This window comes from Pseudoalteromonas sp. GutCa3 (assembly GCF_002836155.1).
Taxonomy (GTDB): Bacteria; Pseudomonadota; Gammaproteobacteria; order Enterobacterales; family Alteromonadaceae; genus Pseudoalteromonas; species Pseudoalteromonas arctica.
Genome location: NZ_PJBK01000090.1, coordinates 49800 through 73225 on the forward strand (window position 1 = coordinate 49800; position 23426 = coordinate 73225).

A 23426-nucleotide genomic window follows, 5' to 3' on the forward strand; every position below is an offset into this window, starting at 1 on the left:
TATTTATCTGATATAGATAAAATGAAAGAAAAGCTACCTTTTATAAAGTTTACTTATATAAAGTCAACATAGAAAAAGGAGGTTCGTCATGACTCATGCCACAAAAACTTGGCTGGTTTTTTCTGCGATAGGTTTTATTTTTTCATTAGCAATAATAAGCTTATTTGAAACGCTCCCTAGCATTAGATTTATATCTGATGAGGGAATTATTTTTGGTGTTATGTGCTCATCGATGGGGTTTGCCTTAAAAAGGCTTGAGAGTAATAACCAAAAATAGCTTTCATGGATAGCTTAAGCTGCAAATTTTTACTTGTACTTATTAATTTATTTTTCAAAGTACGGACATAAAAAAGCAAGCCATGAGGCTTGCCAAGAAGGGTGTTAATTAGCTCTAACCTAGCTTTTAAGCTATTAGCTTTTCCGCAAGGTTCAATTCCATAATGGCTTTTAATAAACGGTATAAATTAATTGACGCGTCAATTTCTTCTTTACGGTTTGTTAAGCTTTCAATATTTAAGCCCAGCGGTACATCTAAATGCGCACAGCTTTTAAGTATTAAGTCGAGGTTTTCGCGGCAAATACGGACTGATTCGCTTAATGTATTGTCTGCATCAAGCATGCGCCATTTAGTTGCCTCTGGCACTGAGATACCCAACCATTGCATAAACTCTAAGGTTTTTTCGCCGCCGCACGGGGTAAACGTTAATATAATACGTTGAGGTGTAATACCCTGTGCTTTACATGTACGTGCGTAGCTAGTAATTAGCTCTATAGTCGCTTGTGCATCGTAAACAGCTTGCGATATAAAAAACTGACAACCTTGTGCTGTTTTTTCTATTAATCGTTCGTGCTCATTTCGTTTACTTGAATGGCGCTCGGCAATCGTAACGCCACCTAAAAAGAAATCATCTGATTGCTCAGCCATCGCTTTATACGCATCTGGCAGGCTTAGCTTTATATCGCCTATCGATGATGGGCTACCTACTAAAACAACATTTTGTAAATCGTAGTCGTTTTTAGTTTCACTTAGCCAATCTTTAAATTCGCCTACGCCACGCTGCGCCACACTTTTATAAGTAATCACATCTTGTGCAGATAAATTACGAAGTAAATGGCTGTATTCACGCGGATCAACGGTTTGTTTAAACGCAAATGGGCGGTCTTGATTGGTTCGGCTGCTTTCGTCTTGAATGTCGTAAATTATCACGCCGTCGTATTCAATTTCGTGTAAGCGACCTAATAGCTTTTCTGCAATGGTTTTTAATTGCGCTTTATCGGTGCCAATTTTAGGCGGGGTAGTACCAATAAGATAAACACCTTGATTGGTGTCCACTATCTTCTCTTTTAGTGATAAAGCCATAATCCTCATTCCAGCTAAGTTTGTTTTGATGGATTTAATATAGCAGCCATTTAGACGTCTAGATAGATTTATTTAATGAAAGTTTTTCAACTAACATGATGTTTATTCATATTGCTTGTTCCCATAATTTATAATTGACACAGTTGTTTACATAATAAATTCCCTTTGGGCTCTTATATTTATTGGCTTTGGGGCATAATCGAGAGTGAGTTAGTAATACATCTGACAACAAATTTGCTCAATTTAAAAAGGGACAACAATGAAATTTAAATTATTAGCAACCAGCTTAGCGGTATCGCTGGCGTTAACGGGTTGCGCCATGCAACAAAACCAAAGCACGCAAACAACAGCACAACAAGAACAAGTAAATAAAGCTGATGATCGTGTTTTTTCGCAAGATTATTTAATTGAAAAGCTAGAAAACGGCTTACGTGTCATGGTTGTTAAAACCGATTACCCTGATGTAGTGTCGCTGCAAATTCCGGTATCGGTTGGATCGCGTAACGAAGTTGAAGAGGGCAAAACAGGCTTTGCTCACTTTTTTGAACACATGATGTTTAAAGGCTCACAAAAATACCCTGAAGATGTGTACTCAGACATATTAAAAAATTCAGGTGTTGATAACCGCGCTTATACAACAAACGATTTTACAAACTACCATTTAAACTTTTCAAAGCAGCATCTTGATAAAGTACTTGAGCTTGAAGCTGATATTTTTCAAAACTTAACTTACACCGAAGAGCAATTTAGAACAGAAGCACAAACGGTAAAAGGTGAGTACTTAAAAAACAACGCGAGTCCAATTCGTAAATTATTAAGCGCTGTACGCGAAGAAGCGTTTGATAAGCACACGTATAAACACACCACTATGGGCTTTTTTAAAGACATAGAAGCCATGCCAGATCAAATGGCGTACGGGAAAGAGTTTTTTGCTAAGTTTTATAAACCTGAGTATGTGTCACTTGTTATTGTGGGCGATGTAGATCCACAAGCAACAATGGCAATGGTTAAAAAGCATTGGGGCAGCTGGAAAAAGGGTAACTATGTTGCTGACATTAAAGCAGAGCCTGTTCAACAAGCACCAAAATATTTGCACCAGCAAGATGAAGCGCTACCAGGGCATTGGTTACTTGTATCTTACAAAGGCGCTGCGTGGGAGCCTGCTAAAAAAGACAGAGCGGCACTTGATTTAATCTCACAGCTTTATTTTTCAAATAATTCAGATTTATATCAAGAGCTAGTGGTCGACAAACAAATTGCCAGCCAAATGTTTACCTATAACCCAGAGACTAAAGATCCGGGTTTATTACACGTATTTGTTAAAGTAGAAAATGCAGATGATTTAGCCACTGCACGCGATGCCATTAACCGAACTTATGCAAAAGCACGCACTGAGCTTGTTGATGAGCAAAAGCTCAGTGATTTAAAATCGAACCTTAAATACAGTTTTATTAATGGCTTAGACTCATCGCAAGCGATTGCATCAACTCTTGCCAGCTACATGCATTTTGAGCGCGATCCTGAGGTTATAAACCAGCTGTATAAATCGGCAGATAACATTACCAGCGCAGATATTAAAGCCGTTGCTAATAAATACTTTACTGATAACGCACGTACCACATTAACAATGTCGGCACTTGATAAAGCCCCAGGTTTTGAGCAAGAAGTTGATTTAAATGCGCTTACTGCAAAGCTTGAACAAGCACCTGCGGCACCTGTATTTAAAGTACTTGATAAAACGAATAGCTCGCCATTAATTGATGTTAACTTTTTATTCAATACCGGTGCGGCTGCCGACCCACAAGGCAAAAAAGGTGTTGCTGCGTTAACTGCGGCTATGCTTGCACAAGGTGGCTCAGAGGCGACAAGCTATAAAGATATTCAAAAAGCACTTTATCCGCTTGCGGGTAGCTTTGGCTATCAAATAGATAAAGAAATGCTGTCGTTTCAAGGGCGTATTCATAAAGATAATGCGGCGCAGTGGTATACACTTGTGAGCGATCAATTACTAAACCCAGGTTTTAGAGATGACGACTTTAAACGCCTTAAAAAAGAAATGATCGACGGTATTAAATCAGGCTTAAAAGCATCTAACGATGAAGAGCTAGGCAAAGAAGTGCTATACAGTGCGCTTTACAAAAATCACCCTTACGAAAGCTACAACTATGGTGATATTTCGGATTTAGAAGCGCTGACCCTTGATGATGTTAAAGCGTTTTATAACAGCGAGCTTACGCAATCTAAGTTAACGGTTGGTTTAATTGGGGCTGTGCCTGCAAAACTTAAAGCTAAAATGATGAGCGATTTTGCAACGCTACCAAAAGGTGAGCAAAGCCGTTTAAGTATTCCTGATGCACCAGCGCTTAAAGGTCATCATGCAACTATTGTAGAAAAGTCAGCGCAATCGACGGCGGTATCGTTTGGTTTCCCTATTGATACAATAAGAAGTAGCGAAGACTGGACAGCCCTTTGGCTTGTGCGTTCGTACTTCGGTGAGCACCGTAGTTCTAACAGCTTTTTATATGAGCGCATTCGCGAAACTCGCGGCATGAACTATGGCGATTACGCATACATTGAATACTTTCCACGTGGTATGTTTCAAACCAAGCCTGATGCAAACCTAGGGCGCTCTGAGCAAATTTTTCAAGTGTGGTTACGCCCACTTCGCTCTAATAACGATGCGCACTTTGCAACACGCACAGCCTTGTTTGAGCTAGATAAGCTAATTAAAAATGGTATGAGCGAAGATGACTTTGAAGCAACGCGTAACTTTTTAATTAACTTTGTGCCGCAAATGGTGGCAAGTCAAAATCGCCAATTAGGTTACGCACTTGATAGCGAATTTTACAACACAGATAGCTTTGTAAGTTACGTAACTAATAAACTTAAAACGCTAAGCGTTGCTGATGTAAATCGCGTAATCAAAGAAAACTTACAAACAGACAATGTTCAATATGTGTTTATAACCGCAGACGGCGCTGATATGCAAAAACGTTTAGTGCCTGAGCAAACATCGCCAATGGTTTACAACACTAATAAACCTGCTGAGTTGGTTGCTGAGGATAAAGTGATTGCCGATTATAAATTAGCAATTCCTGCAAAAAATATTGAAGTGGTAAAAGTTGAAAAAGTATTTCAATAATTTAAGTGGTTTTTAATGGTTGGAAAGTGCCCTAACTTATGGGGCACTTTATATCTTTAAGGACTCTGTAGTAGGGTCCTTTAATTAATGAAACGCGCATCATATATTTTGATGGCAATACCAATAATCATAATTATTAAACTAATGAGAAGTAATATATTTATTCCACGCTTTTCTTTATTTTTTAATTCAGAGTCATCACTCATTTTGAATTCCTCATTTCTATTTTTTATGTAAAAAATCAATAAAACTAAATATAGCTTAGCTCGGTATAATGAACAAACTTAGCTTAAATCCTAATTAATTTAGCGTTTTTACGCCGTCAGCTGTACGTCAGTCCGTATTTTGTCATATGATAGGTGAGCTTTCGTATGTTGCTAGCTTTTGATTTTTTTTATTAATTTATTATATTTTAAGTATGTATTGGTCATTTTAGCTACTGTCGTATGACTTAATCTAAAAAATAGGTACGTATTTAAAATATCATTTCTGGGTGCTAGTTATATCTAATAACCAGAACAAATAACTAAGGGATTAACACCTTAGTGCTTAAATCCGTTAGACTTGGGAAAAGGCTATTTTATATCAACTTAAGGCAGTGCAGTATTATGCGTCATGCAATTTGGCAACAGCTTCGCGACGAAGCTAACGATGTAGTAAAACGTGAACCATTATTAGCAAGTCATGTTTATTCATGCATTTTGAATCATGATTGTTTAGGTTCGGCATTGAGCTTTATTGTTGCTAATAAGTTGGCTGATGCGGTGGTATCGGCATTCACTATCCGAGAGCTGTTTGACCAAGCATTTGTAAAATGTGACCGTATGCTATCTTTTGTTGCCGAGGATATTAAAGCGGTAAAAGACCGCGACCCTGCATCAGAAACCTATCTTACGGTTATATTAAATCTAAAAGGTTTTCATGCTATTCAGGCACACCGTTTGGCTAATTGCTTGTGGCAACAAAACCGCAAAGAGTTAGCGCGCTTTATTCAAAGCCGTAACTCTGAAGTGTTTGGGGTTGATATTCACCCAGCATGTAAAGTAGGTAAAGGCATTATGTTTGACCACGCAACCGGTATTGTTATTGGTGAAACAGCGGTAATTGAAGATAATGTATCAATTTTGCAATCTGTAACGCTTGGCGGTACAGGTAATGAGCAGGGCGATCGTCATCCTAAAATTAGAGCGGGTGTATTAATTGGCGCTGGCGCTAAAGTGCTTGGTAATATTGAAGTAGGTGAGGGCGCACGAATTGGTGCGGGCTCAGTTGTACTTAGCAATGTTCCACCACACACAACCGCTGTTGGCGTACCCGCTAAAATTATTGGTCGACCGGATTGTGAGTGTCCGGCGCAAAGTATGAACCAAAACTTTTTAGCAAATCCTGAGCCTGAAAACGAATCGCACACGAGTGCAATGCTATAAGTAATTAAAAATAATAAAACTTAAAAGGAATTAACATGAACAAGAATAGTTTATTGGCTCTAGGGATTGGGTTTATTGCGGGTGTAGGTTTAACTTGGAGCTACTTTAACGCAGCTTCAAGTCATCCAGAATCTGTTAAGTCGCAGCCAAGTTATGAAAAACAGCAAAAGCTTCATACTGAACAACAAAGTAATGAAGTATTAAGTAATGCAGACTCTGCAGTACCTGAGCAAGATGCTAGTATAGAGCCCGCTGAAGACACGCCTCCAACCTATTCAGAAACCCAAATGCTTGATGAGCTACCTTTAGAAGATCAAGTAACTCAGCTTAAGCAGCAACTTGCTGAGCAGAAAGCGACAGTTAAAAGTATTTTAAAGCAAATGAGAGGTCCTTCAGATTTTGAGAAGATCTTACGTGATAAATTTGAAAAGCAAACGCGTGACGAAGAATGGGCTTATCGTACTGAAATGGCATTACAAGATTTTTTATTAACAGCTGATTTAGCGATTATACCCGATGTTGTTAGCGCAAAATGTAAAACGACGATATGTGAATTTGAACTTGCCGCACCCGCTGATAACGACACATTTGATAATTCTCAATGGCGAGAGCTAAACGACAAGTTGATGAAGCAAGAGTTTTGGCAACAATTTAAAAGCACTACCTCCACATCAAGCGATAGCGAGCTTAAATTGTTGCTAAGTACAGAGTTTTAAGTAATACCAACTTTATGTAACAGGTATAACCTGTGATTCTATAGAGCCATCAACTAGCTCTGTAATCAAAACATCGCCTGTTTTAATTCGCCCCACAGATTTAACCACTTTGCCTTGTTGTGTTTTAGTGATGCTATAACCGCGCGCTAAAACATTAAGCGGACTTACTGAATCTAACCTGCTTGCTTGCAGTGCTAAGCTATTATTCGCTTGCTGTAACTGATGCTGTATAGCTTGATTTAGCCTAGCTTGTAATTGCGAAAGTTGATGGCTTGCTGTAGCGAGTTTTTTATCGGGTGATTGGCGCATTAAACGCGGCGTTAAGTTATTGAGTGTGCGTTCTTGTTGGTATAAACGATTACGCATCGCCTGTTGCAGCGCAATGCTTAGCTCATCCAAACGTTGTGATTTTTGATTAAGCTGATTACGCGGATGACATAAATTAAGGCGGTGTTGTAACTGCGTTGCTAGTGCGCGCTTGTCGGCAATGCCGTGCTTAAACGCGTTAGATAAACGATTAACTAATTGCGTTACTTTGTTGTGTAACTCTTGCGTATTTGGGCTTACAAGCTCAGCTGCGGCTGATGGGGTCGCTGCACGAACATCAGCAACGTAATCGCTAATAGTGGTATCTATTTCGTGGCCTACCGCACTTACTATGGGTAATTCACTTTTGAAAATAGCGCGGGCGAGCTGTTCGTGATTAAAACACCATAAATCTTCAAGTGATCCGCCGCCTCGCCCTAAAATAAGTACGTCTACTTCATCACGTGTGTTGGCTAATTCAATTTGGTTAATTAAATGCACGTGCGCTTCTTTGCCTTGTACCATAGCAGGGTAAATGATGACTTCTAGCTGCGGTGCACGGCGTTTGAGTACCGTTAAAATATCTTTTATAGCAGCGCCGGTTGCTGAGGTAATAACACCAATGCGATTAATATTTTGGGGCAATGGCTGTTTGTGAGCAGAGCTAAATAATCCTTCGGCGGCTAAACGCATTTTAAGCGCATCAAATTCTTGTTTTAGCTGGCCTTCGCCTGCGGGTTCCATATGCTCAACAATAAGCTGGTAGTCACCGCGAGGTTCATAAAGCGATACACGCGCTTTTACTGTAACTTGTGCGCCATTTACAGGGCGGTAGCTTTGGTTGCGATTATTGCCTCGCCACATGGCGGCTTTAATTTGTGCTTTATCGTCTTTTAACGAAAAGTACCAATGTCCAGATGCAGGGGTAATAAAGTTAGAAATTTCGCCCGTGAGCACTAAAGATGCAAAACCTTGCTCAAGGATTGTGCGAATTTCTCTATTAAGGCGTGAAACGGTGTAAACCGCCTGCGAAGGCTTCGAAAACATAAAAAACAACCTAAAACTATTTATAAAGCAAGGGTCTATTGATCTTTGCAGGTTAAAATTTGTTCAAACTAAGGGCGATTTAATCGCGGCGCGAGGTTTGTAACCTAGTGGGCTAAGTAAAAACCGAGTAACAAAGAGTTAATCGCCCCTAGGCTGAACCCTTTGGGCAGCGCTTGTTTGGCATTGATGCTACGTTATCGCCTATTTATGGGGAATAACCACACTACATAGGCTCTGCCTTGCCTAAATACCTAACAAACTGCTGCAAATTTAACCTTAAAAGGCCAATAGACCCTATATTATCATAAATATTTGCGAAATATTATTTACTCATGCCAACAACGCTGTTAAAATTTGGCCGCAATTCCTTATCTTAGAACCACATGTGAGAAGTTGCCAAAATGCTTAGAATCGCTAAAGAAGCTCTTACCTTTGATGACGTACTTTTAGTACCTGGTCATTCTACTGTTTTGCCACACACGGCAAATATTTCAACTCGCTTAACGCGTGGTATCAAACTTAACTTGCCGCTTATTTCAGCATCTATGGATACTGTTACAGAAGCTCGTTTAGCTATTGCCCTTGCGCAAGAAGGTGGTCTTGGTTTTATTCATAAAAACATGACTATTGAAGAACAAGCGAAAAACGTACGTAAAGTTAAAACCTACGAAGCAGGTATTGTTTCATACCCTGTAACGGTTACTGCCGATTTAACAATTGCAGATGCAATTGAGCTTTCGCACGAAAAAGGTTTTTCAGGCTTTCCGGTTACCGATAGCAATAATGTGCTTGTAGGCATTGTTACTAGTCGTGATATGCGTTTTGAAACTAAGCTTGAACAGCCTGTTTCTACCGTTATGACTAAAAAAGAAAAGCTTGTTACCGTTAAAGAAGGCGCAGCACGCGAAGAAATTTTAGGCTTAATGCACGAACACCGCATTGAAAAAATCCTTGTTGTTGATGATGAATTTAAACTTAAAGGCATGATCACAGTAAAAGATTACCAAAAAGCCCAAGACAAACCTGACGCATGTAAAGACGACCAAGGTCGTTTACGTGTAGGTGCTGCTGTAAGTGTTGGTGCAGGTACTGATGAGCGTATTGCTGCATTAGTAGAAGCGGGTATTGATGTTTTACTTATCGATACATCGCATGGTCACTCTCAAGGTGTTATTGACCGTGTTACTAAAACGCGTAAAGAGTACCCAGACTTACAAATTATTGCAGGCAACATAGCAACAGCTGAAGGTGCGATTGCACTTGCTGATGCGGGAGCGGATGCAGTTAAAGTAGGTATCGGCCCAGGTTCTATTTGTACTACACGTATTGTTACCGGTTGTGGCGTTCCACAAATTACCGCTATTTCAGATGCTGTTGAAGGCTTAAAAGGTCGCGACATTCCTGTTATTGCTGATGGTGGTATTCGTTTTTCTGGTGATATTGTTAAAGCACTTGTTGCTGGTGCATCGTGTGTAATGGTGGGTTCACTTCTTGCTGGTACTGAAGAAGCACCAGGTGAAGTTGAATTATACCAAGGCCGTTATTACAAATCTTACCGTGGTATGGGCTCATTGGGCGCGATGGATCAAAAAGAAGGTTCATCAGATCGTTACTTCCAAAAATCAAACGAAGCAGACAAGTTAGTACCTGAAGGTATTGAAGGTCGCGTAGCTTACAAAGGTCCTATTGCAACGATTATTCATCAGCAAGTGGGCGGCCTACGAAGCGCTATGGGCTTAACGGGTTGTGCAACAATTGAAGAGCTAAATACAAAACCGCAATTTGTACGTGTTACTTCAGCTGGTATGGGTGAGTCGCACGTTCATGATGTGCAAATCACTAAAGAAGCACCAAATTACCGCTTAGGTTAAGCAGCGTAATTAATTTAATATACTGGGCTTGCTTTGCAAGCCCTCTTTTTAGTCGTTTATATAAATACCAATTGCATTAATAAAGTGGTCAATTATTGCGACAGATAAATGGCTCAATAACGAGGCAAAAATTTCGACTTTTAGTTTCTTCTAAATAAGAAGTTTTTAACGTGGTTAGAGAGTTATTTAGCCTGCAAAAATTAGTAATGTTTAATAAAATTGGTATTCAAAGCGGCATTTAGCATCAGACTTTACGAGATACTCCATGAGCAAAGATATTCACGATTCACGAATTCTCATTTTAGACTTTGGTTCACAATACACTCAATTAATCGCCCGTCGTGTGCGTGAAATTGGTGTTTACTGTGAACTTTGGGCATGGGATGTGACTGAAGAGCAAATCCGCGAGTTCAACCCACAAGGTATTATTCTTTCTGGTGGTCCAGAATCAACAACACTTGAAAACAGCCCGCGCGCTCCTGAGTATGTATTTAATGCAGGCGTGCCTGTGCTAGGTATTTGCTACGGTATGCAAACAATGGCAGCTCAACTTGGCGGAAGTGTACACAGCTCTGATAAAAAAGAGTTTGGTTACGCACAAGTAGAAAAAGTAGGCAACTGTGCATTATTTGATGCAATTGAAGACAGCATTACCGATGGCGGCAACGGCGTACTCGACGTATGGATGAGTCATGGCGACAAAGTAATGGATATTCCAGCTGGTTTTGCAACAACAGCTAAAACATCTACTTGTCCACATGCTGCAATGTCTAACGAAGAAAAACGTTTTTACGGTGTTCAGTTTCACCCAGAAGTAACACACACGCATCAAGGTCAGCGCTTATTAGAGCGTTTTGCTATTGATATTTGTGGCTGTGAAAAATTGTGGACTGCTGCAAAAATTATCGATGATGCTATCGAGCGTATTAAAGAAACAGTTGGCGATGACGAAGTTATTTTAGGCCTCTCTGGTGGTGTTGATTCATCGGTTGTGGCTATGCTTATTCACCGTGCAATTGGCGAAAGACTAACATGTGTATTTGTTGATAATGGTTTACTTCGTTTAAACGAAGGCCAACAAGTAATGGACATGTTTGGTAATAAATTTGGCTTAAATATTGTTAAAGTTGAAGCTGAAGAGCAGTTTTTAAATGATCTAGCGGGTAAGTCAGACCCAGAAGATAAACGTAAAGCCATTGGTCATACGTTTATTAATGTATTTGATGAGCAAGCCAAAAAGCTTAAAAATGCAAAATGGTTAGCGCAAGGTACAATTTATCCTGATGTAATTGAATCAGCGGCATCTGCAACTGGTAAAGCGCATGTTATTAAATCTCACCACAATGTGGGTGGATTACCAGATGACATGAAAATGGGCCTTGTTGAGCCATTACGTGAATTATTCAAAGATGAAGTACGTAAAATTGGCCTAGAACTAGGTTTACCGTACGACATGCTTTACCGTCATCCTTTCCCTGGACCAGGTTTAGGTGTGCGTGTACTTGGCGAAATCAAAAAAGAATACTGTGATTTATTACGCCGCGCTGATGCGATTTTCATCGAAGAGCTTCACAAAGCTGAGCTTTACCATAAAGTAAGCCAAGCGTTTACTGTATTCTTACCTGTTAAATCGGTAGGGGTTATGGGCGATGCACGTAAGTACGATTGGGTTGTATCACTTCGTTGTGTGGAAACAATCGACTTTATGACAGCGCGCTGGTCACATTTACCTTATGAGTTTTTAGGTGTGGTATCAAACCGTATCATTAATGAAATAGATGGTATTTCTCGTGTTGTTTACGATATTTCAGGTAAACCACCTGCAACTATCGAATGGGAATAATTAATTTTAGTTTTAATTAACTAATTTTAAGTGATTAAAAAATGGCGAATTAGCATGCTAATTCGCCGTTTTGTTTATTTAAAAAGCAGTTAAACTAAAAGAGTGATTTTTCTCTTTACCTTTGGCGAAACTTCTCTATAATTCGTCGTCATTGCAGGGGCGTAGTTCCAATTGGTAGAACAGCGGTCTCCAAAACCGATGGTTGGGAGTTCGAATCTCTCCGCCCCTGCCATTTCTTCTTTACATCGTTTTTATTACTTCTTATATTGTTCAAATGTCTAATCTACTGAGTTGTTATGCATCCACGTTACGCAGCTATTTTTGATATAGAAAATCTTGAACTCAATCAACATTATTGTCCTCAAGCAAATGATCAAGCTAATACTTTATCGCAAAGCACGATAGCTAGTTCTTTAACGCTAAATGAGCAACTACTTGCAGACATTAAACTCAGTGCAGAGCCTATTATTATAAATAGCGTTGTACAGGGCAGTGAGATGCAATTAAACGACAATAAGCTTACATTGCCAACCCCACAGCTCAACGCCTCTGAGAAGCGTGCTTTATGGGCTTTAATGAGTGAATACCTTGATAAACTTTAAATCAGTAGATGAAACTGCAATACCTCAATTAATGGCCATCGAAACAGCGTGTCATAGCCATCCGTGGACTTTAAATACAATGGGTTCATGTATAGGCGGGCGCTATTTTAATGTTGCCGCATTTGATGAGGCGAGCATGATTGGTTTTTATATTGGTGAAAAAGCAGGGCCTGATTTTACACTTATGGATATTTGTGTAACACCAAGTCACCAGGGTAAGGGTATTGCAAGGCAGTTGTTAGCGCAGTTTATTGAATATGGTGAGCAGCAAAATGCTGAAAACCTCTTTTTAGAAGTACGCGAATCAAATACGCGTGCTATTGCGCTGTACGAGCGCGCAGGCTTTGCTGAGATGTCAGTGCGTAAAAACTACTACCCAAGTGATAACCCTGCTAAAAATGGCTTTGAAGACGCTATTTTAATGGGTATGGCGCTAGGTTTAAACTTTTCATAATTAAAGACGGTAATTAGCATTTAAAATATAGAGCCGCTAAAGTACTGCATTTGTACAGTTTTGTAAGTTTACTTTTTAGGTTACTTTGTCGCTAATTGCTTGCTCAATGGCTGCTATTAAATCATTTACCAACTCGTCTCTTGGTACTTTATTGTTACTTTTTAAGTTCTCTTCAAGTGCCGCAGCGCTATGGTAAATTTCATCAAAGTTAAAGCATCCAGAACTACCTTTAACACTGTGCGCTATACCTCTTAATGCTTCCCAATCATCACAATGCTGCAAAGCTTTAACTTCTTCTAAATATGTAGGTAAGTTAGCTAAATAATTATCGGCAATTTGCTGAAACTTTTCGCTCTTTAATAGGCTATCCCATTTATTTTGATTATCTTTTTCAAGATGCAGGTAGCTTACGAGTACGTTTTCCAGAGCATCTTTATCGATGGGTTTAGCCAGTGCTTTGTCGCAACCAGCTTCTAGATAAGTGCCTATATCATGGTTCATTACATTGGCAGTAAGGGCAATGATAGGGCCATCATATGCTGCGTGACGAAGCATTTTAGTCGCTTCTAATCCACCCATTACAGGCATTTGCATATCCATAATAATAAGTTGGTAGTCGTTTACGAGCGCCATTTCTACAGCTTGTGCGCCATTACTGGCAATATCGGGTTCAAGACCCCAGGTTTGCAGTAATAATTTAATTAATAGTTGGTTATCTGGGTTATCCTCAGCCACTAATATATTGGCGTCGAAGCTATTAGTCGCAAACGATAAGAGAGGGTCTTTCTCTGGTATTAACTGGCTGTCTTGCGTTAAGAATTCAAGCATGGGTTGATCATCAGATAGCTGACATGCCACCCTAATTGTAACGCGGCTACCTACACCCACTTCACTTTCAAGGTTTACATCGCCACCAAGTAACAGTGCTAAGTTTTTAGAAATACACAACCCAAGACCTGTACCACCAAAACGGCGTGTAGTTGTGGCATCGGCTTGTTCAAACGGCTTAAATACACGTTCTATTTGATGCTCAGACATACCAATACCAGTATCTTTAATTACAAACTCTAGCTTTTGACTTGCTTGTAAATAATGCACACAAATAGACACGCTACCATTTTCGGTAAATTTAACGGCGTTATTAGCAATGTTTATAAGTATTTGTTTTAAGCGGGTCACATCACTATAAATGGTGCGGGGTAGCGGCAGTTGATAGTCGATATTAAGGGTTAATTGTTTTTCTTGTGCCAGTGGTTGAATAATTGATTCAATGTCGTGCACAAGCTGCACTACGTTTAACGCTGACAAATCAACAGCCAGCTTTTCAGCTTCAATTTTAGATAAATCGAGTATGTTATTTATTAACTCTAGTAAGTGTTTTGAATTACGTAAAATAGTGCTTAGGTGTTGTTTGTCATTCGCTACTTTATCGTTGTGTAGTAACTGCTCTGTAAAACCCATAATGGCCGTGAGCGGCGTGCGTATTTCGTGACTCATGTTAGCTAAAAAACGACTCTTAAGTTGATTAGCTTGCTCAGCTTGGCCAATAGCTAACTCAAGTTGGCTGTTCATAGCTTCAAGTGCTTGGGTACGACTTTCCACTTTATCTTCAAGGTGGTGTTTGTATTCTTCAAGCTGTTGTTGGTAGTGCCTTATTTGATTAACCATGTGGTTAAAGTCGTTAAATAAAACACCTACTTCATCATTTGTATGAGCAGGTAAGTGCACCGACAAATCGCCATCACCAACACGGTGGCTTGCAGCACCTAGTAATTCAATTGGGTTAAGTAATAAATTACGTACCACTATAAAAATTAATATTGGCAGGGTGATCACCGAAATAATAACAATTAAGCCTGTTATTAAACTTATGGCTTTACCTGATTGATAAAGCACCCCTTTGGGAATGGTCGATACGTAATAATATCCGCCGGGCATTTGCACTGCAAAAATCATTCGCTCTATTTTGTCTATGCTTGAGAGTTCAATAGTTGAAAGCATGCCGATATCAGCGAGGTCGTGCACTTGATTAAGTTCGTACTCGCTTATGTATTGGCCACGCATATTGTAATCGGAGCTAAATAAAATTTTCCCGTCTTTAGTCAACATTAAATTAAGCGTGTTGTTATATGGCGCTTCTAAAATACTAGAGTTTAGTATTGAAGGTTCTATATGTATTACAATGAAACCAAGCTGCTGTGGTCGTTTTAAATAGTAATCAACACTATAAATTCGTTGAATAAAATACAAACTAGTGGTGCCATCATCCTTTTGAATCATAAATTGCTGTTTACTTAAATTACTTTGCAATACTTGATTAAAAAACGGGTAGCTTTTAGGCGCTGTTGTTAGGTTGTTAGAGTAGTAGGCATCGCTTTTCCCACTGGCTGAAACTAAATTAATGCTAATTATATCGGGATAAGCCTCACTGTAACTGGCAAATACATCCATAAGCGCGCCAAGTTTTCGGGTGTAATTACCGTTGGCACGAATGTCGTTTGCTAAAAAATCACTAAGTACTGGCGAGGTTGAAAGTAGTTTTGCAGTAGAGTGAAAAGAGTCGATATAATTAAATATTTTTTGCTGTTGTTGCTCAACAAAACGGCTCATTATTAAATCAGCTTGTTTTTGTGTTGAATTAGTTACATTGGTGAGCGTAAAGCCACCTAAAAATAGCAGCGGTAGAATAACAAGGGGTGTTATATACCATAATAATCTAATACTTAACTTACTGGTTTTCATGACCAAACGACTTATCCTCCATGCAATCTATCAATAATATGCGTTACGACTTTATTACACAAGCTTGTGGCGGTCTTGGTGGCTAAATTACAATCAGTAGTTGCATGGTATTTAGCTCTGTATTGGTGTTTTTTTATTTTATTAAGTTATTTTAATTTAATAAGTTACATGCTTATAACCGTTATTTTATTGTTCAAAAAAGTTTACATAAATTTACATCTTTTAAAGTCATTTTTTTAAAGATAAATGCTATCACTTAAAATTGAATATTCTAATTTACTCTCAGTTATAAATACCAGTGGGTTAACGCAGGGCTGTTAGCCGGGCCACTAGGTTATCTTCTCAAGCAAGGCTTAAAAATTCTAATGGTGTGCAGAGGCTTGGTGTATTGTGTGCTGATCCTATTTATTTGGCTTATTACTGATTTTTTGTACCTCATTTGCAGTTAGGCTTCCCAAAATCCATATTAATAAAAAAGATCAGCTAATAACCAACCATTGATTGTTTATAAGGCCAAGATCAGCGAAAATAGTCTTTAATTACGATTAACATAACGGATCGCATGTGAAGGGCCAATTTAGGGCTTTTCTGATGGTGTGTTGAGCTTTCGAGGTTGCTCTATACCAATTTTATTAAAACAAGATCGTTCTAGCGTATTAAATAACTCACTAACTACGTTAAAAATTATTCATAGAGAATAACTCTATGTGATAATTTCGCCTTGTTATTGCGCTATTTTATTATCGCTATAATAGAACGCTAATTTAATGCAATTGGTATTATTTAAGCCTTGAAAGCTCAGCATACTTAAAGTGGATAATATCCGTATACAAACTAAAAGAACTTTTTTAATGGCAGATCAAAATCTCCTTAGCGAAATTAATAAACGACGAACCTTTGCTATCATCTCTCACCCAGATGCTGGTAAAACAACCATTACCGAAAAAGTATTGTTATTCGGACAAGCGATTCAACGAGCCGGTACCGTAAAAGGCCGTGGTTCTAACCAACATGCAAAGTCTGACTGGATGGAAATGGAAAAAGAGCGTGGTATATCTGTTACTACCTCTGTAATGCAGTTTCCATATAACAACGCACTTGTTAATTTACTTGATACGCCAGGACACGAAGACTTCTCGGAAGATACTTACCGCACATTAACTGCGGTAGATTCGTGTTTAATGGTTATTGATGCGGCAAAGGGTGTAGAAGATCGTACCCGTAAGCTAATGGAAGTTACACGCCTGCGTACAACGCCAATTGTTACGTTTATGAATAAATGTGACCGTGAAATTCGCGACCCAATGGAAGTGCTTGACGAAGTTGAAACAGAGCTAAATATTGCCTGTGCACCCATTACTTGGCCAATTGGCTGTGGTAAAGAGTTCAAAGGTGTTTATCACATTCATAATGACGAAGCTGTTTTATACAAAACAGGTCAGGGTCATAAAATTCAAGAAGTTCGTACCATTAAAGGTCTTGATAACCCAGAACTTGATATTGCCATTGGTGAAGATTTAGCTGCGCAATTACGCGATGAGCTTGAGCTTGTTATTGGCGCATCAAACGAATTTGATTTAGATCTGTTTTTAGCAGGTGAGCTTTCGCCAGTTTATTACGGTACCGCACTTGGTAACTTTGGTGTTGACCACGTTTTAGATGGTTTAACTAAATGGGCACCAACGCCACTGCCTCGTGAAACCGAAGACAGACTTATTGTCGCAACTGAAGAAAACTTTACTGGTTTTGTATTTAAAATTCAGGCCAACATGGACCCTAAGCACCGTGACCGTATTGCATTTATGCGTATTGTATCGGGTAAGTACAGCCAAGGCATGAAAATGAATCACGTGCGAATTGGCAAGCAAGTGAGCATTTCTGATGCGGTAACCTTTATGGCGGGCGATCGTGAGCGCGCAGCTGACGCTTACGCGGGCGATATTATTGGTTTGCATAACCACGGTACCATTCAAATTGGTGATACGTTCACACAAGGCGAAAAACTTAAATTTAGCGGTATCCCTAACTTTGCGCCTGAATTATTCCGCCGTATTCGTCTTCGCGATCCACTTAAGCAAAAGCAATTATTAAAAGGCTTAGTACAGCTTTCTGAAGAAGGTGCTGTGCAAGTATTTAGACCGCTTATAAACAACGATTTAATTGTGGGCGCGGTAGGTGTACTTCAGTTTGATGTAGTTGTAGCGCGCTTAAAAGCCGAATATAACGTAGATGCTATTTACGAAGGTGTAAACGTAAATACAGCGCGTTGGGTAAGCAGTGACGATGTGAAAAAGTTTGAAGACTTTAAGCGCAAGTGCGAAAGTAATTTAGCACTCGATGGTGGTGATAACTTAACTTACATTGCGCCGAGCCGTGTAAATCTTAATTTATCCGTAGAGCGTTACCCAGAAGTGACATTTAACCACACTCGCGAAAACTAGAGCTCATTTACAAGAATTAAAAGAAAACCTGCTTTGGCGGGCTTACAAAGGTAAAAAATATGAATATTCGTACTATTTTAATCGAAAAAGCCATTGCCGCTATGGCGGGCGCAGGCTTACCTGAAGATACAAACCCAGCAGTAACACAAAGCACACGTCCACAATTTGGTGATTACCAAATTAATGCAGCAATGGGCGCGGCTAAAAAAATGAAAAGCAACCCACGTGAGCTTGCGCAAAAAATTATAGATAACCTTGATGTAAGCGATATTGCTCAAAAGACTGAAATTGCTGGCCCAGGTTTTATTAATATTCATTTAAAGCCTGAGTTTTTAGCGCAAAGCGTACAAGCCGCTAACAGTGATGCAAAGCTTGCTGTAAATGAGCATGCTAACCCGCAAAAAGTGGTTGTTGACTATTCATCACCAAACCTTGCCAAAGAAATGCACGTAGGCCATTTACGTTCAACCATTATTGGTGACTCAATTGTACGTGCGCTTGAATTTAGAGGTGATACGGTTGTACGTCAAAATCACATGGGTGATTGGGGCACGCAATTTGGTATGCTAATCGCGCATTTAGAAGATCAAATTAGCCAAGGCGTTGATTTAGATTCTGTAGCGCTTGCTGATTTAGAAACCTTTTACCGCGATGCTAAAAAGCGCTTTGACGACGAAGAAGGCTTTGCTGATAAAGCACGTAATTACGTTGTTAAATTACAAGGCGGCGATGCGCACTGTGAAAAACTTTGGAAACTGTTTATAGCTACCTCAGTTAAGCATTCTGAAGAAGTATACAAGCGTTTAAATGTAACACTTACTCAAGCTGATATTATGGCTGAAAGCGCATACAACGCAGAACTTAACGATATTATTAGCCTACTTAAAGATAAAAATATTGCAGTAGAGTCGCAAGGCGCGCAAGTTGTGTTTTTAGATGAACTTGCCAACAAAGATGGTGAACCATCTGCGTTTATCGTACAAAAATCTGGCGGTGGTTTTTTATATGCAACAACAGATTTAGCGGCATGTGATTATCGTTCAAATAAATTAGGTGCTGATCGTATCTTAATTTTTGTAGATGCACGTCAAAACCTACACTTTAATCAAGTAGAGCTAACAGCGCGTAAAGCGGGTTTATTACGAGACGAAACAAGTTACGAGTTTTGCCCGTTTGGCACCATGATGGGCGCCGATAACAAACCATTTAAAACACGTACTGGCGGCACAGTAAAACTTGCTGACTTATTAGAAGAATCAATTAACCGTGCAGCTGCAAAACTAGCTGAACGTGAATCGGATTTAAGTGATAGCGATCGCAGCGAGATTGCACGTAAAGTAGGTATTGGCGCAGTTAAATACGCCGACCTTTCTAAGCACCGTACCAGCGATTACATTTTTAACTGGGACAGCATGCTAAGCTTTGAAGGCGCAACCGCTCCTTATTTACAATATGCTTATACACGTATACGCAGTATTTTCCGTAAGTCAGGCGTTGATGCAGCTACATTAAATTCAGATGTTGCAATTATTGAGCCTCAAGAAAAAGCACTAGCACTTAAGCTACTACAGCTTGAAGAAGTACTTGATTTAATGATCAGCGAAGCAACACCGCACGTACTATGTGGTTACTTATATGAGCTAGCAAGCTTATACATGACATTTTACGAAGCCTGCCCAGTACTTAAAGAGGGCGTAGAGCCAAGCGTGCGCGATAGCCGTTTAGTGTTGTGTAATTTGGTTTCTAAAACTCTTGAAACGGGATTGGATTTGCTAGGTATTGAAGTCATGGAGCAAATGTAATCACCGTCGTATTTTAACCTAATACTGCGTTATCCAATCCGACTTACCCTAATCACATACAAACCGTATACTCATAGGGATAAGTCGGGTTGGACGCCTTGTCTTAGGCTAAACTACTTAGGTGAACCGTCTGCTGCGTGTAGTTCGCTTTGACTGTGTTGTCGTGCTTTTTTAGCCTAAGTCACATACTAAATGTATGCTCCTTGGCATAAAAAAGCACTCCGTCTTGTCAGCACTTCTACACTTGCAGATATCTGAGTTGTGTAGTTTACGTTGTAGGTTGGGTTGAGTGAAACGAAACCCAATGATACACCTGAGACTCTATGTTTACTGCTATCGAATGCACCTGAGGCTCTGTGTTTATTGCTATCGCATACACCTGAATCTTAATATTTGTTACTACTCAACATCCATTGTTTTAAGCTCGCTACTCTAAGCTCTTTTCTAAGGCTTTATTTAAAGGACTTGTTATGAAACTCGAAGATATCCGCCGTGAATACCTGCAAGACGCGTTAAGCGAAGATAACTTGCAAAATGATCCATTCAAGCAGTTTGAAACATGGCTTGAGCATGCAGTGGCAAGCCAGTTACCCGATCCAACTGCGATGGTTGTAGCAACTGTTGATGAAACCGGTCAGCCTTCACAGCGTATTGTGCTTTTAAAGCATTTGGATGATAACGGTTTTGTATTTTTTACCAATACAGGTTCGCGTAAAGCGCAAGAGCTTAAAGGTAATAACAAAATATCGCTGCACTTTCCGTGGCACCACATGGAACGCCAAGTTATTGTATATGGCGAGGCTAAACCATTGCCTACCTCTGCTGTGGCAAAGTACTTTTTATCTCGTCCTAAAGAAAGCCAATTAGCGGCGTGGGCGTCAGCGCAAAGTCGTCCGGTGTTATCACGTAAAGTACTCATGGAAACCTTCGCCAACATGAAAAATAAGTTTGCTAAAGGTGAAATACCACTTCCTGATTTTTGGGGCGGATATTGTGTAGTGCCCACTAAAATTGAGTTTTGGCAAGGTGGGGCGCATCGTTTGCATGACCGTTTTATGTATCAGCGCCAAGCAGATAACAGCTGGCAAATTACACGCTTAAACCCTTAATAAATAGATGAGTAAGTAACCGTGCAATTTATTGACTCTCATTGCCACCTCGACTTTAGCGAGTTTGATTCGAATCGTGAATCGCTCATAAACGAGTGTGTAGCAAAGGGAGTTAATCAGTTTGTTGTGCCGGGTATTACGCTTGCTCAATCACATACTCTCATAAAACTCAAAGCAACTTACCCAAGTATAAAAATAGCCGCAGGGCTACATCCTTACTTTTTAGAGCAACATAACGAATCGCACATAGAAGCGTTATTTGAATTCGCGACTGCAAATAAGCATCAGTTGGTAGCTATTGGGGAGTGCGGGCTTGATCGAAGTATTGAAAACCTTCCTAAACAAACTTATTTATTTGAGCAGCAAATAGGGCTTTCTAATGAGCTTAACTTACCGCTCATTGTGCATCATAGGCAAAGCCATGATTTAATTGCGCAATCGTTTAAGCGGTGTAAGCCAAAAAACGGGGGAGTGATTCATGCCTTTTCGGGCTCACTTCAACAAGCGCAGTACTATATTAAGCAGGGTTTTAAGCTTGGCATAGGCGGTGTTATTACCTATGATCGCGCAGTTAAAACACGCGCTGTTATTGCTGCTATTGAGCCAGAGCACTTAGTGCTTGAAACCGACTCACCTTCAATGCCGTTAAGCGGTCATCAAGGTGAAGTTAACACGCCATTACATATACCTGATGTATTTAACGCGTTATGTGATTTAAAGCCACATAGTGAAAGAGGGACGCTTGCAAAGCAGCTTTACGATTCTTGTTCAGATGTTTTTTGCATATAGCGATTTACCTGCCAACGTTTTAATCCACGCCCTAACTGCCACGTAAAAATACATGCAATCACTAGCATTAATAGTACCTGTCGACCTAAGTCATGAAAATGATTATGGCTGTCGGATATTGCGGCGCGAGTTAAATAAGTAACAGACACAAAGCCTATAGGACGGTCATCGTCGCTTATCACGGGTTCCATAAAAGGTGTTTTTAGTTTACTAATACCCGGTGTAGAGTCAGGGAGTTGTCCATAAATATGATGTGACTGCCAATTGTCACTGCTAGCAATTAAAATGCCTTGTTGATCATAAATAGTCGCAGAAAGTACAAATTCATCTTTACTTATATCGTTACAAATGGCGTTGAGCTGTGGTTTGTTTTTTTCAATAAGCGGTGTTTTAACATTTAAAGCCATAAACTGAGTGAGGCTTTTTGCCGTGCTATCGGCACTATCATAAAGTAACTGATGACTCTGAAAACTACTATTAACACCTACCCAGCTTAGTAATACAAAACAACCAGCCGCTAGTATTAAGCGAACAAGTCGTTTTCTTTGAGAAGCAGTAATAGGGTTTTTAATATGGTTATTTTTCATAGTCACCGTTTATGCTACTGACAGCATTTTGATTTGATGTTACAACTACACTAACTATAACCTTAAACCCCACCTGATGGCGAATTTAGTGTTGAGAATACCAGTTATGATATGCCAATTATCAGGAAAATAAAAATAAACACGGAGATCCCATGTCGCAAATCAACATGGCACAGCAAGCTGCTGAGCAACCATTACAACACTTAACTCTAAATAAATGGTTTAGCTATAGTGGTGGTGTATTTACACCTCTTGATTATATACCAAACAAAGCATTAGGGTTATTTAGCATCGCATTTGCGGGTGATTTTGAAGAAAAACACATTGTTAGCATTATTGATTTTTTAGCTATGCATAACCAAACAGTCAGTGCTATATGTCAATATCAACCAGATTTAGGGTTAGCTCCAGCACTGTGTTTTTACGCGCAAAACTCCGATCAAGCTATAAACCCGTTAGTACTACAAGAGTTTTCAAGCACTCTAGATTGTCAATTAGTGCAAGTTGCTACTGCGCCTAATTTATATGAGCCTGGTTTATTGGTTATGGATATGGATTCAACTGCAATAACTATTGAGTGCATAGACGAAATAGCACGCCTTGCGGATGTTTACGACGAAGTTGCCTCTGTAACCGCACTTGCAATGGCGGGTAAGCTTGATTTTAGCGAGAGTTTAAATCAGCGCGTAGCTAAACTGGCTGGTGTTGAAAAAAGCTTAATTGAAGAGCTAAAAAGTGCATTGCCACTCATGCCGGGTATTAAAGTGCTGTGTCAAATTCTAAAACAGCATGACTGGTATTTAGCAATTGCATCAGGTGGTTTTGTACCGTTTGCAGAGCGCGTTCAAGAGCTTATTAATTTAGATGAAGTGCACGCTAATGTACTCGAGTTTAAAGGCGATAAACTAACAGGTAAAGTACTGGGTACAATTGTAGATGCACAACAAAAAGCAATTATTCTAGAGTCGTTACAACATAAACTAGGGCTTGAGAAGTCGCAAACAGTTGCTATTGGCGATGGCGCAAACGATTTAGTCATGATGGCAAAAGCTGGCCTAGGTGTAGCAGTGCATGGTAAGCCTAAAGTGGTTGAGCAAGCACAGGCCGCTATTTGCGAAGGGTCATTATTGCAATTGCTGTATATGTTGGCTATTCCGTTAGAAAATGAGCCCGCTCTTTAAAGTTGTT

17 protein-coding genes and 1 tRNA gene are annotated in these 23426 nt (G+C 39.6%); 13 read left to right on the forward strand and 5 right to left on the reverse strand.

Going from position 1 to position 23426, the window contains the following annotated elements; all coding sequences use genetic code 11:
- Positions 1–403 precede the first annotated feature (403 nt).
- Positions 404–1360 (reverse strand): methylenetetrahydrofolate reductase, encoded by a 957-nt coding sequence (locus tag CXF64_RS16425; RefSeq protein ID WP_021032136.1) that lies wholly within the window; start codon positions 1358–1360, stop codon positions 404–406.
- Positions 1361–1619: 259 nt separating this feature from the next.
- Between CXF64_RS16425 and CXF64_RS16430 the strand changes: the two genes are divergently transcribed.
- Positions 1620–4502 carry a M16 family metallopeptidase gene (locus tag CXF64_RS16430; protein WP_101217541.1) on the forward strand — a complete coding sequence of 961 codons (2883 nt, stop codon included), beginning with the start codon at positions 1620–1622 and terminating at the stop codon, positions 4500–4502.
- 80 nt (positions 4503–4582) lie between these two features.
- On the opposite strand, the gene CXF64_RS21050 is transcribed toward CXF64_RS16430, so the two are convergent.
- Positions 4583–4708 carry a hypothetical protein gene (locus CXF64_RS21050; RefSeq protein ID WP_007581611.1) on the reverse strand — a complete coding sequence of 42 codons (126 nt, stop codon included), beginning with the start codon at positions 4706–4708 and terminating at the stop codon, positions 4583–4585.
- 402 nt (positions 4709–5110) lie between these two features.
- On the opposite strand from CXF64_RS21050, the gene cysE reads away from it, so the two are divergent.
- Together cysE and CXF64_RS16440 are read left to right on the forward strand one after the other, a co-directional pair.
- Positions 5111–5929 (forward strand): serine O-acetyltransferase, encoded by an 819-nt coding sequence (gene cysE, locus CXF64_RS16435; RefSeq protein WP_024606056.1) that lies wholly within the window; start codon positions 5111–5113, stop codon positions 5927–5929.
- A 35-nt stretch (positions 5930–5964) separates the two neighbouring features.
- The gene (locus tag CXF64_RS16440; RefSeq protein ID WP_101217542.1) at positions 5965–6645 is read left to right on the forward strand and encodes a hypothetical protein; all 681 of its coding nucleotides are present in this window, start codon (positions 5965–5967) and stop codon (positions 6643–6645) included.
- A 12-nt stretch (positions 6646–6657) separates the two neighbouring features.
- On the opposite strand, the gene xseA is transcribed toward CXF64_RS16440, so the two are convergent.
- Positions 6658–7998 (reverse strand): exodeoxyribonuclease VII large subunit, encoded by a 1341-nt coding sequence (gene xseA / locus CXF64_RS16445; protein ID WP_101217543.1) that lies wholly within the window; start codon positions 7996–7998, stop codon positions 6658–6660.
- A gap of 401 nt (positions 7999–8399) precedes the next feature.
- Between xseA and guaB the strand changes: the two genes are divergently transcribed.
- From guaB to rimI, 5 genes are all read left to right on the forward strand, one after another.
- Entirely contained in the window at positions 8400–9869 is a 1470-nt protein-coding gene (guaB, locus tag CXF64_RS16450; protein ID WP_002958783.1) for an IMP dehydrogenase, read from the forward strand.
- A 265-nt stretch (positions 9870–10134) separates the two neighbouring features.
- The gene (guaA, locus tag CXF64_RS16455) at positions 10135–11712 is read left to right on the forward strand and encodes a glutamine-hydrolyzing GMP synthase (RefSeq protein WP_024608989.1); all 1578 of its coding nucleotides are present in this window, start codon (positions 10135–10137) and stop codon (positions 11710–11712) included.
- 155 nt (positions 11713–11867) lie between these two features.
- Positions 11868–11944, forward strand: a tRNA-Trp gene (locus tag CXF64_RS16460).
- 64 nt (positions 11945–12008) lie between these two features.
- Positions 12009–12314 (forward strand): hypothetical protein, encoded by a 306-nt coding sequence (locus CXF64_RS16465; protein ID WP_024608990.1) that lies wholly within the window; start codon positions 12009–12011, stop codon positions 12312–12314.
- Positions 12301–12768, forward strand: coding sequence for a ribosomal protein S18-alanine N-acetyltransferase (gene rimI / locus CXF64_RS16470; protein ID WP_007581622.1), 468 nt, complete (start codon positions 12301–12303; stop codon positions 12766–12768). The genes CXF64_RS16465 and rimI overlap by 14 nt, the downstream gene beginning before the upstream one ends.
- Positions 12769–12843: 75 nt before the next feature.
- Here rimI and CXF64_RS16475 read toward each other — a convergent pair whose 3' ends face one another.
- Entirely contained in the window at positions 12844–15510 is a 2667-nt protein-coding gene (locus CXF64_RS16475) for an ATP-binding protein (RefSeq protein WP_024608991.1), read from the reverse strand.
- Positions 15511–16361: 851 nt separating this feature from the next.
- Here CXF64_RS16475 and prfC point away from each other — a divergent pair.
- From prfC to CXF64_RS16495, 4 genes are all read left to right on the forward strand, one after another.
- Positions 16362–17951, forward strand: a complete 1590-nt coding sequence (gene prfC, locus CXF64_RS16480; protein ID WP_007581628.1) for a peptide chain release factor 3 — start codon at positions 16362–16364, stop codon at positions 17949–17951.
- A 59-nt stretch (positions 17952–18010) separates the two neighbouring features.
- Positions 18011–19753: an arginine--tRNA ligase gene (gene argS, locus CXF64_RS16485; protein WP_007581630.1), complete on the forward strand. Its 1743-nt coding sequence runs from the start codon at positions 18011–18013 to the stop codon at positions 19751–19753.
- Positions 19754–20223: 470 nt separating this feature from the next.
- Positions 20224–20862 carry a pyridoxamine 5'-phosphate oxidase gene (gene pdxH, locus CXF64_RS16490; protein ID WP_101217544.1) on the forward strand — a complete coding sequence of 213 codons (639 nt, stop codon included), beginning with the start codon at positions 20224–20226 and terminating at the stop codon, positions 20860–20862.
- 21 nt (positions 20863–20883) lie between these two features.
- Positions 20884–21651 (forward strand): TatD family hydrolase, encoded by a 768-nt coding sequence (locus CXF64_RS16495; protein ID WP_024608993.1) that lies wholly within the window; start codon positions 20884–20886, stop codon positions 21649–21651.
- Here CXF64_RS16495 and CXF64_RS16500 read toward each other — a convergent pair.
- Positions 21618–22238, reverse strand: coding sequence for an AhpA/YtjB family protein (locus tag CXF64_RS16500; RefSeq protein WP_007581635.1), 621 nt, complete (start codon positions 22236–22238; stop codon positions 21618–21620). The genes CXF64_RS16495 and CXF64_RS16500 overlap by 34 nt on opposite strands.
- A 152-nt stretch (positions 22239–22390) precedes the next feature.
- On the opposite strand from CXF64_RS16500, the gene serB reads away from it, so the two are divergent.
- On the forward strand, positions 22391–23419 hold the full coding sequence (gene serB, locus CXF64_RS16505; protein ID WP_101217545.1) for a phosphoserine phosphatase SerB: 1029 nt from the start codon (positions 22391–22393) through the stop codon (positions 23417–23419).
- Positions 23420–23426 lie beyond the last annotated feature (7 nt).

Bases quoted from the DNA above. Each gene is read 5' to 3' on its own strand.
- CXF64_RS21050 (WP_007581611.1), bottom strand. From the start codon at position 4,708: ATGAGTGATGACTCTGAATTAAAAAATAAAGAAAAGCGTGGAATAAAT.
- guaB (WP_002958783.1), top strand. From the start codon at position 8,400: ATGCTTAGAATCGCTAAAGAAGCTCTTACCTTTGATGACGTACTTTTA.
- prfC (WP_007581628.1), top strand. From the start codon at position 16,362: ATGGCAGATCAAAATCTCCTTAGCGAAATTAATAAACGACGAACCTTT.
- guaA (WP_024608989.1), top strand. From the start codon at position 10,135: ATGAGCAAAGATATTCACGATTCACGAATTCTCATTTTAGACTTTGGT.
- CXF64_RS16430 (WP_101217541.1), top strand. From the start codon at position 1,620: ATGAAATTTAAATTATTAGCAACCAGCTTAGCGGTATCGCTGGCGTTA.
- CXF64_RS16425 (WP_021032136.1), bottom strand. From the start codon at position 1,360: ATGGCTTTATCACTAAAAGAGAAGATAGTGGACACCAATCAAGGTGTT.
- CXF64_RS16440 (WP_101217542.1), top strand. From the start codon at position 5,965: ATGAACAAGAATAGTTTATTGGCTCTAGGGATTGGGTTTATTGCGGGT.
- xseA (WP_101217543.1), bottom strand. From the start codon at position 7,998: ATGTTTTCGAAGCCTTCGCAGGCGGTTTACACCGTTTCACGCCTTAAT.
- cysE (WP_024606056.1), top strand. From the start codon at position 5,111: ATGCGTCATGCAATTTGGCAACAGCTTCGCGACGAAGCTAACGATGTA.
- CXF64_RS16475 (WP_024608991.1), bottom strand. From the start codon at position 15,510: ATGAAAACCAGTAAGTTAAGTATTAGATTATTATGGTATATAACACCC.
- CXF64_RS16500 (WP_007581635.1), bottom strand. From the start codon at position 22,238: ATGAAAAATAACCATATTAAAAACCCTATTACTGCTTCTCAAAGAAAA.
- serB (WP_101217545.1), top strand. From the start codon at position 22,391: ATGTCGCAAATCAACATGGCACAGCAAGCTGCTGAGCAACCATTACAA.
- argS (WP_007581630.1), top strand. From the start codon at position 18,011: ATGAATATTCGTACTATTTTAATCGAAAAAGCCATTGCCGCTATGGCG.
- CXF64_RS16465 (WP_024608990.1), top strand. From the start codon at position 12,009: ATGCATCCACGTTACGCAGCTATTTTTGATATAGAAAATCTTGAACTC.
- pdxH (WP_101217544.1), top strand. From the start codon at position 20,224: ATGAAACTCGAAGATATCCGCCGTGAATACCTGCAAGACGCGTTAAGC.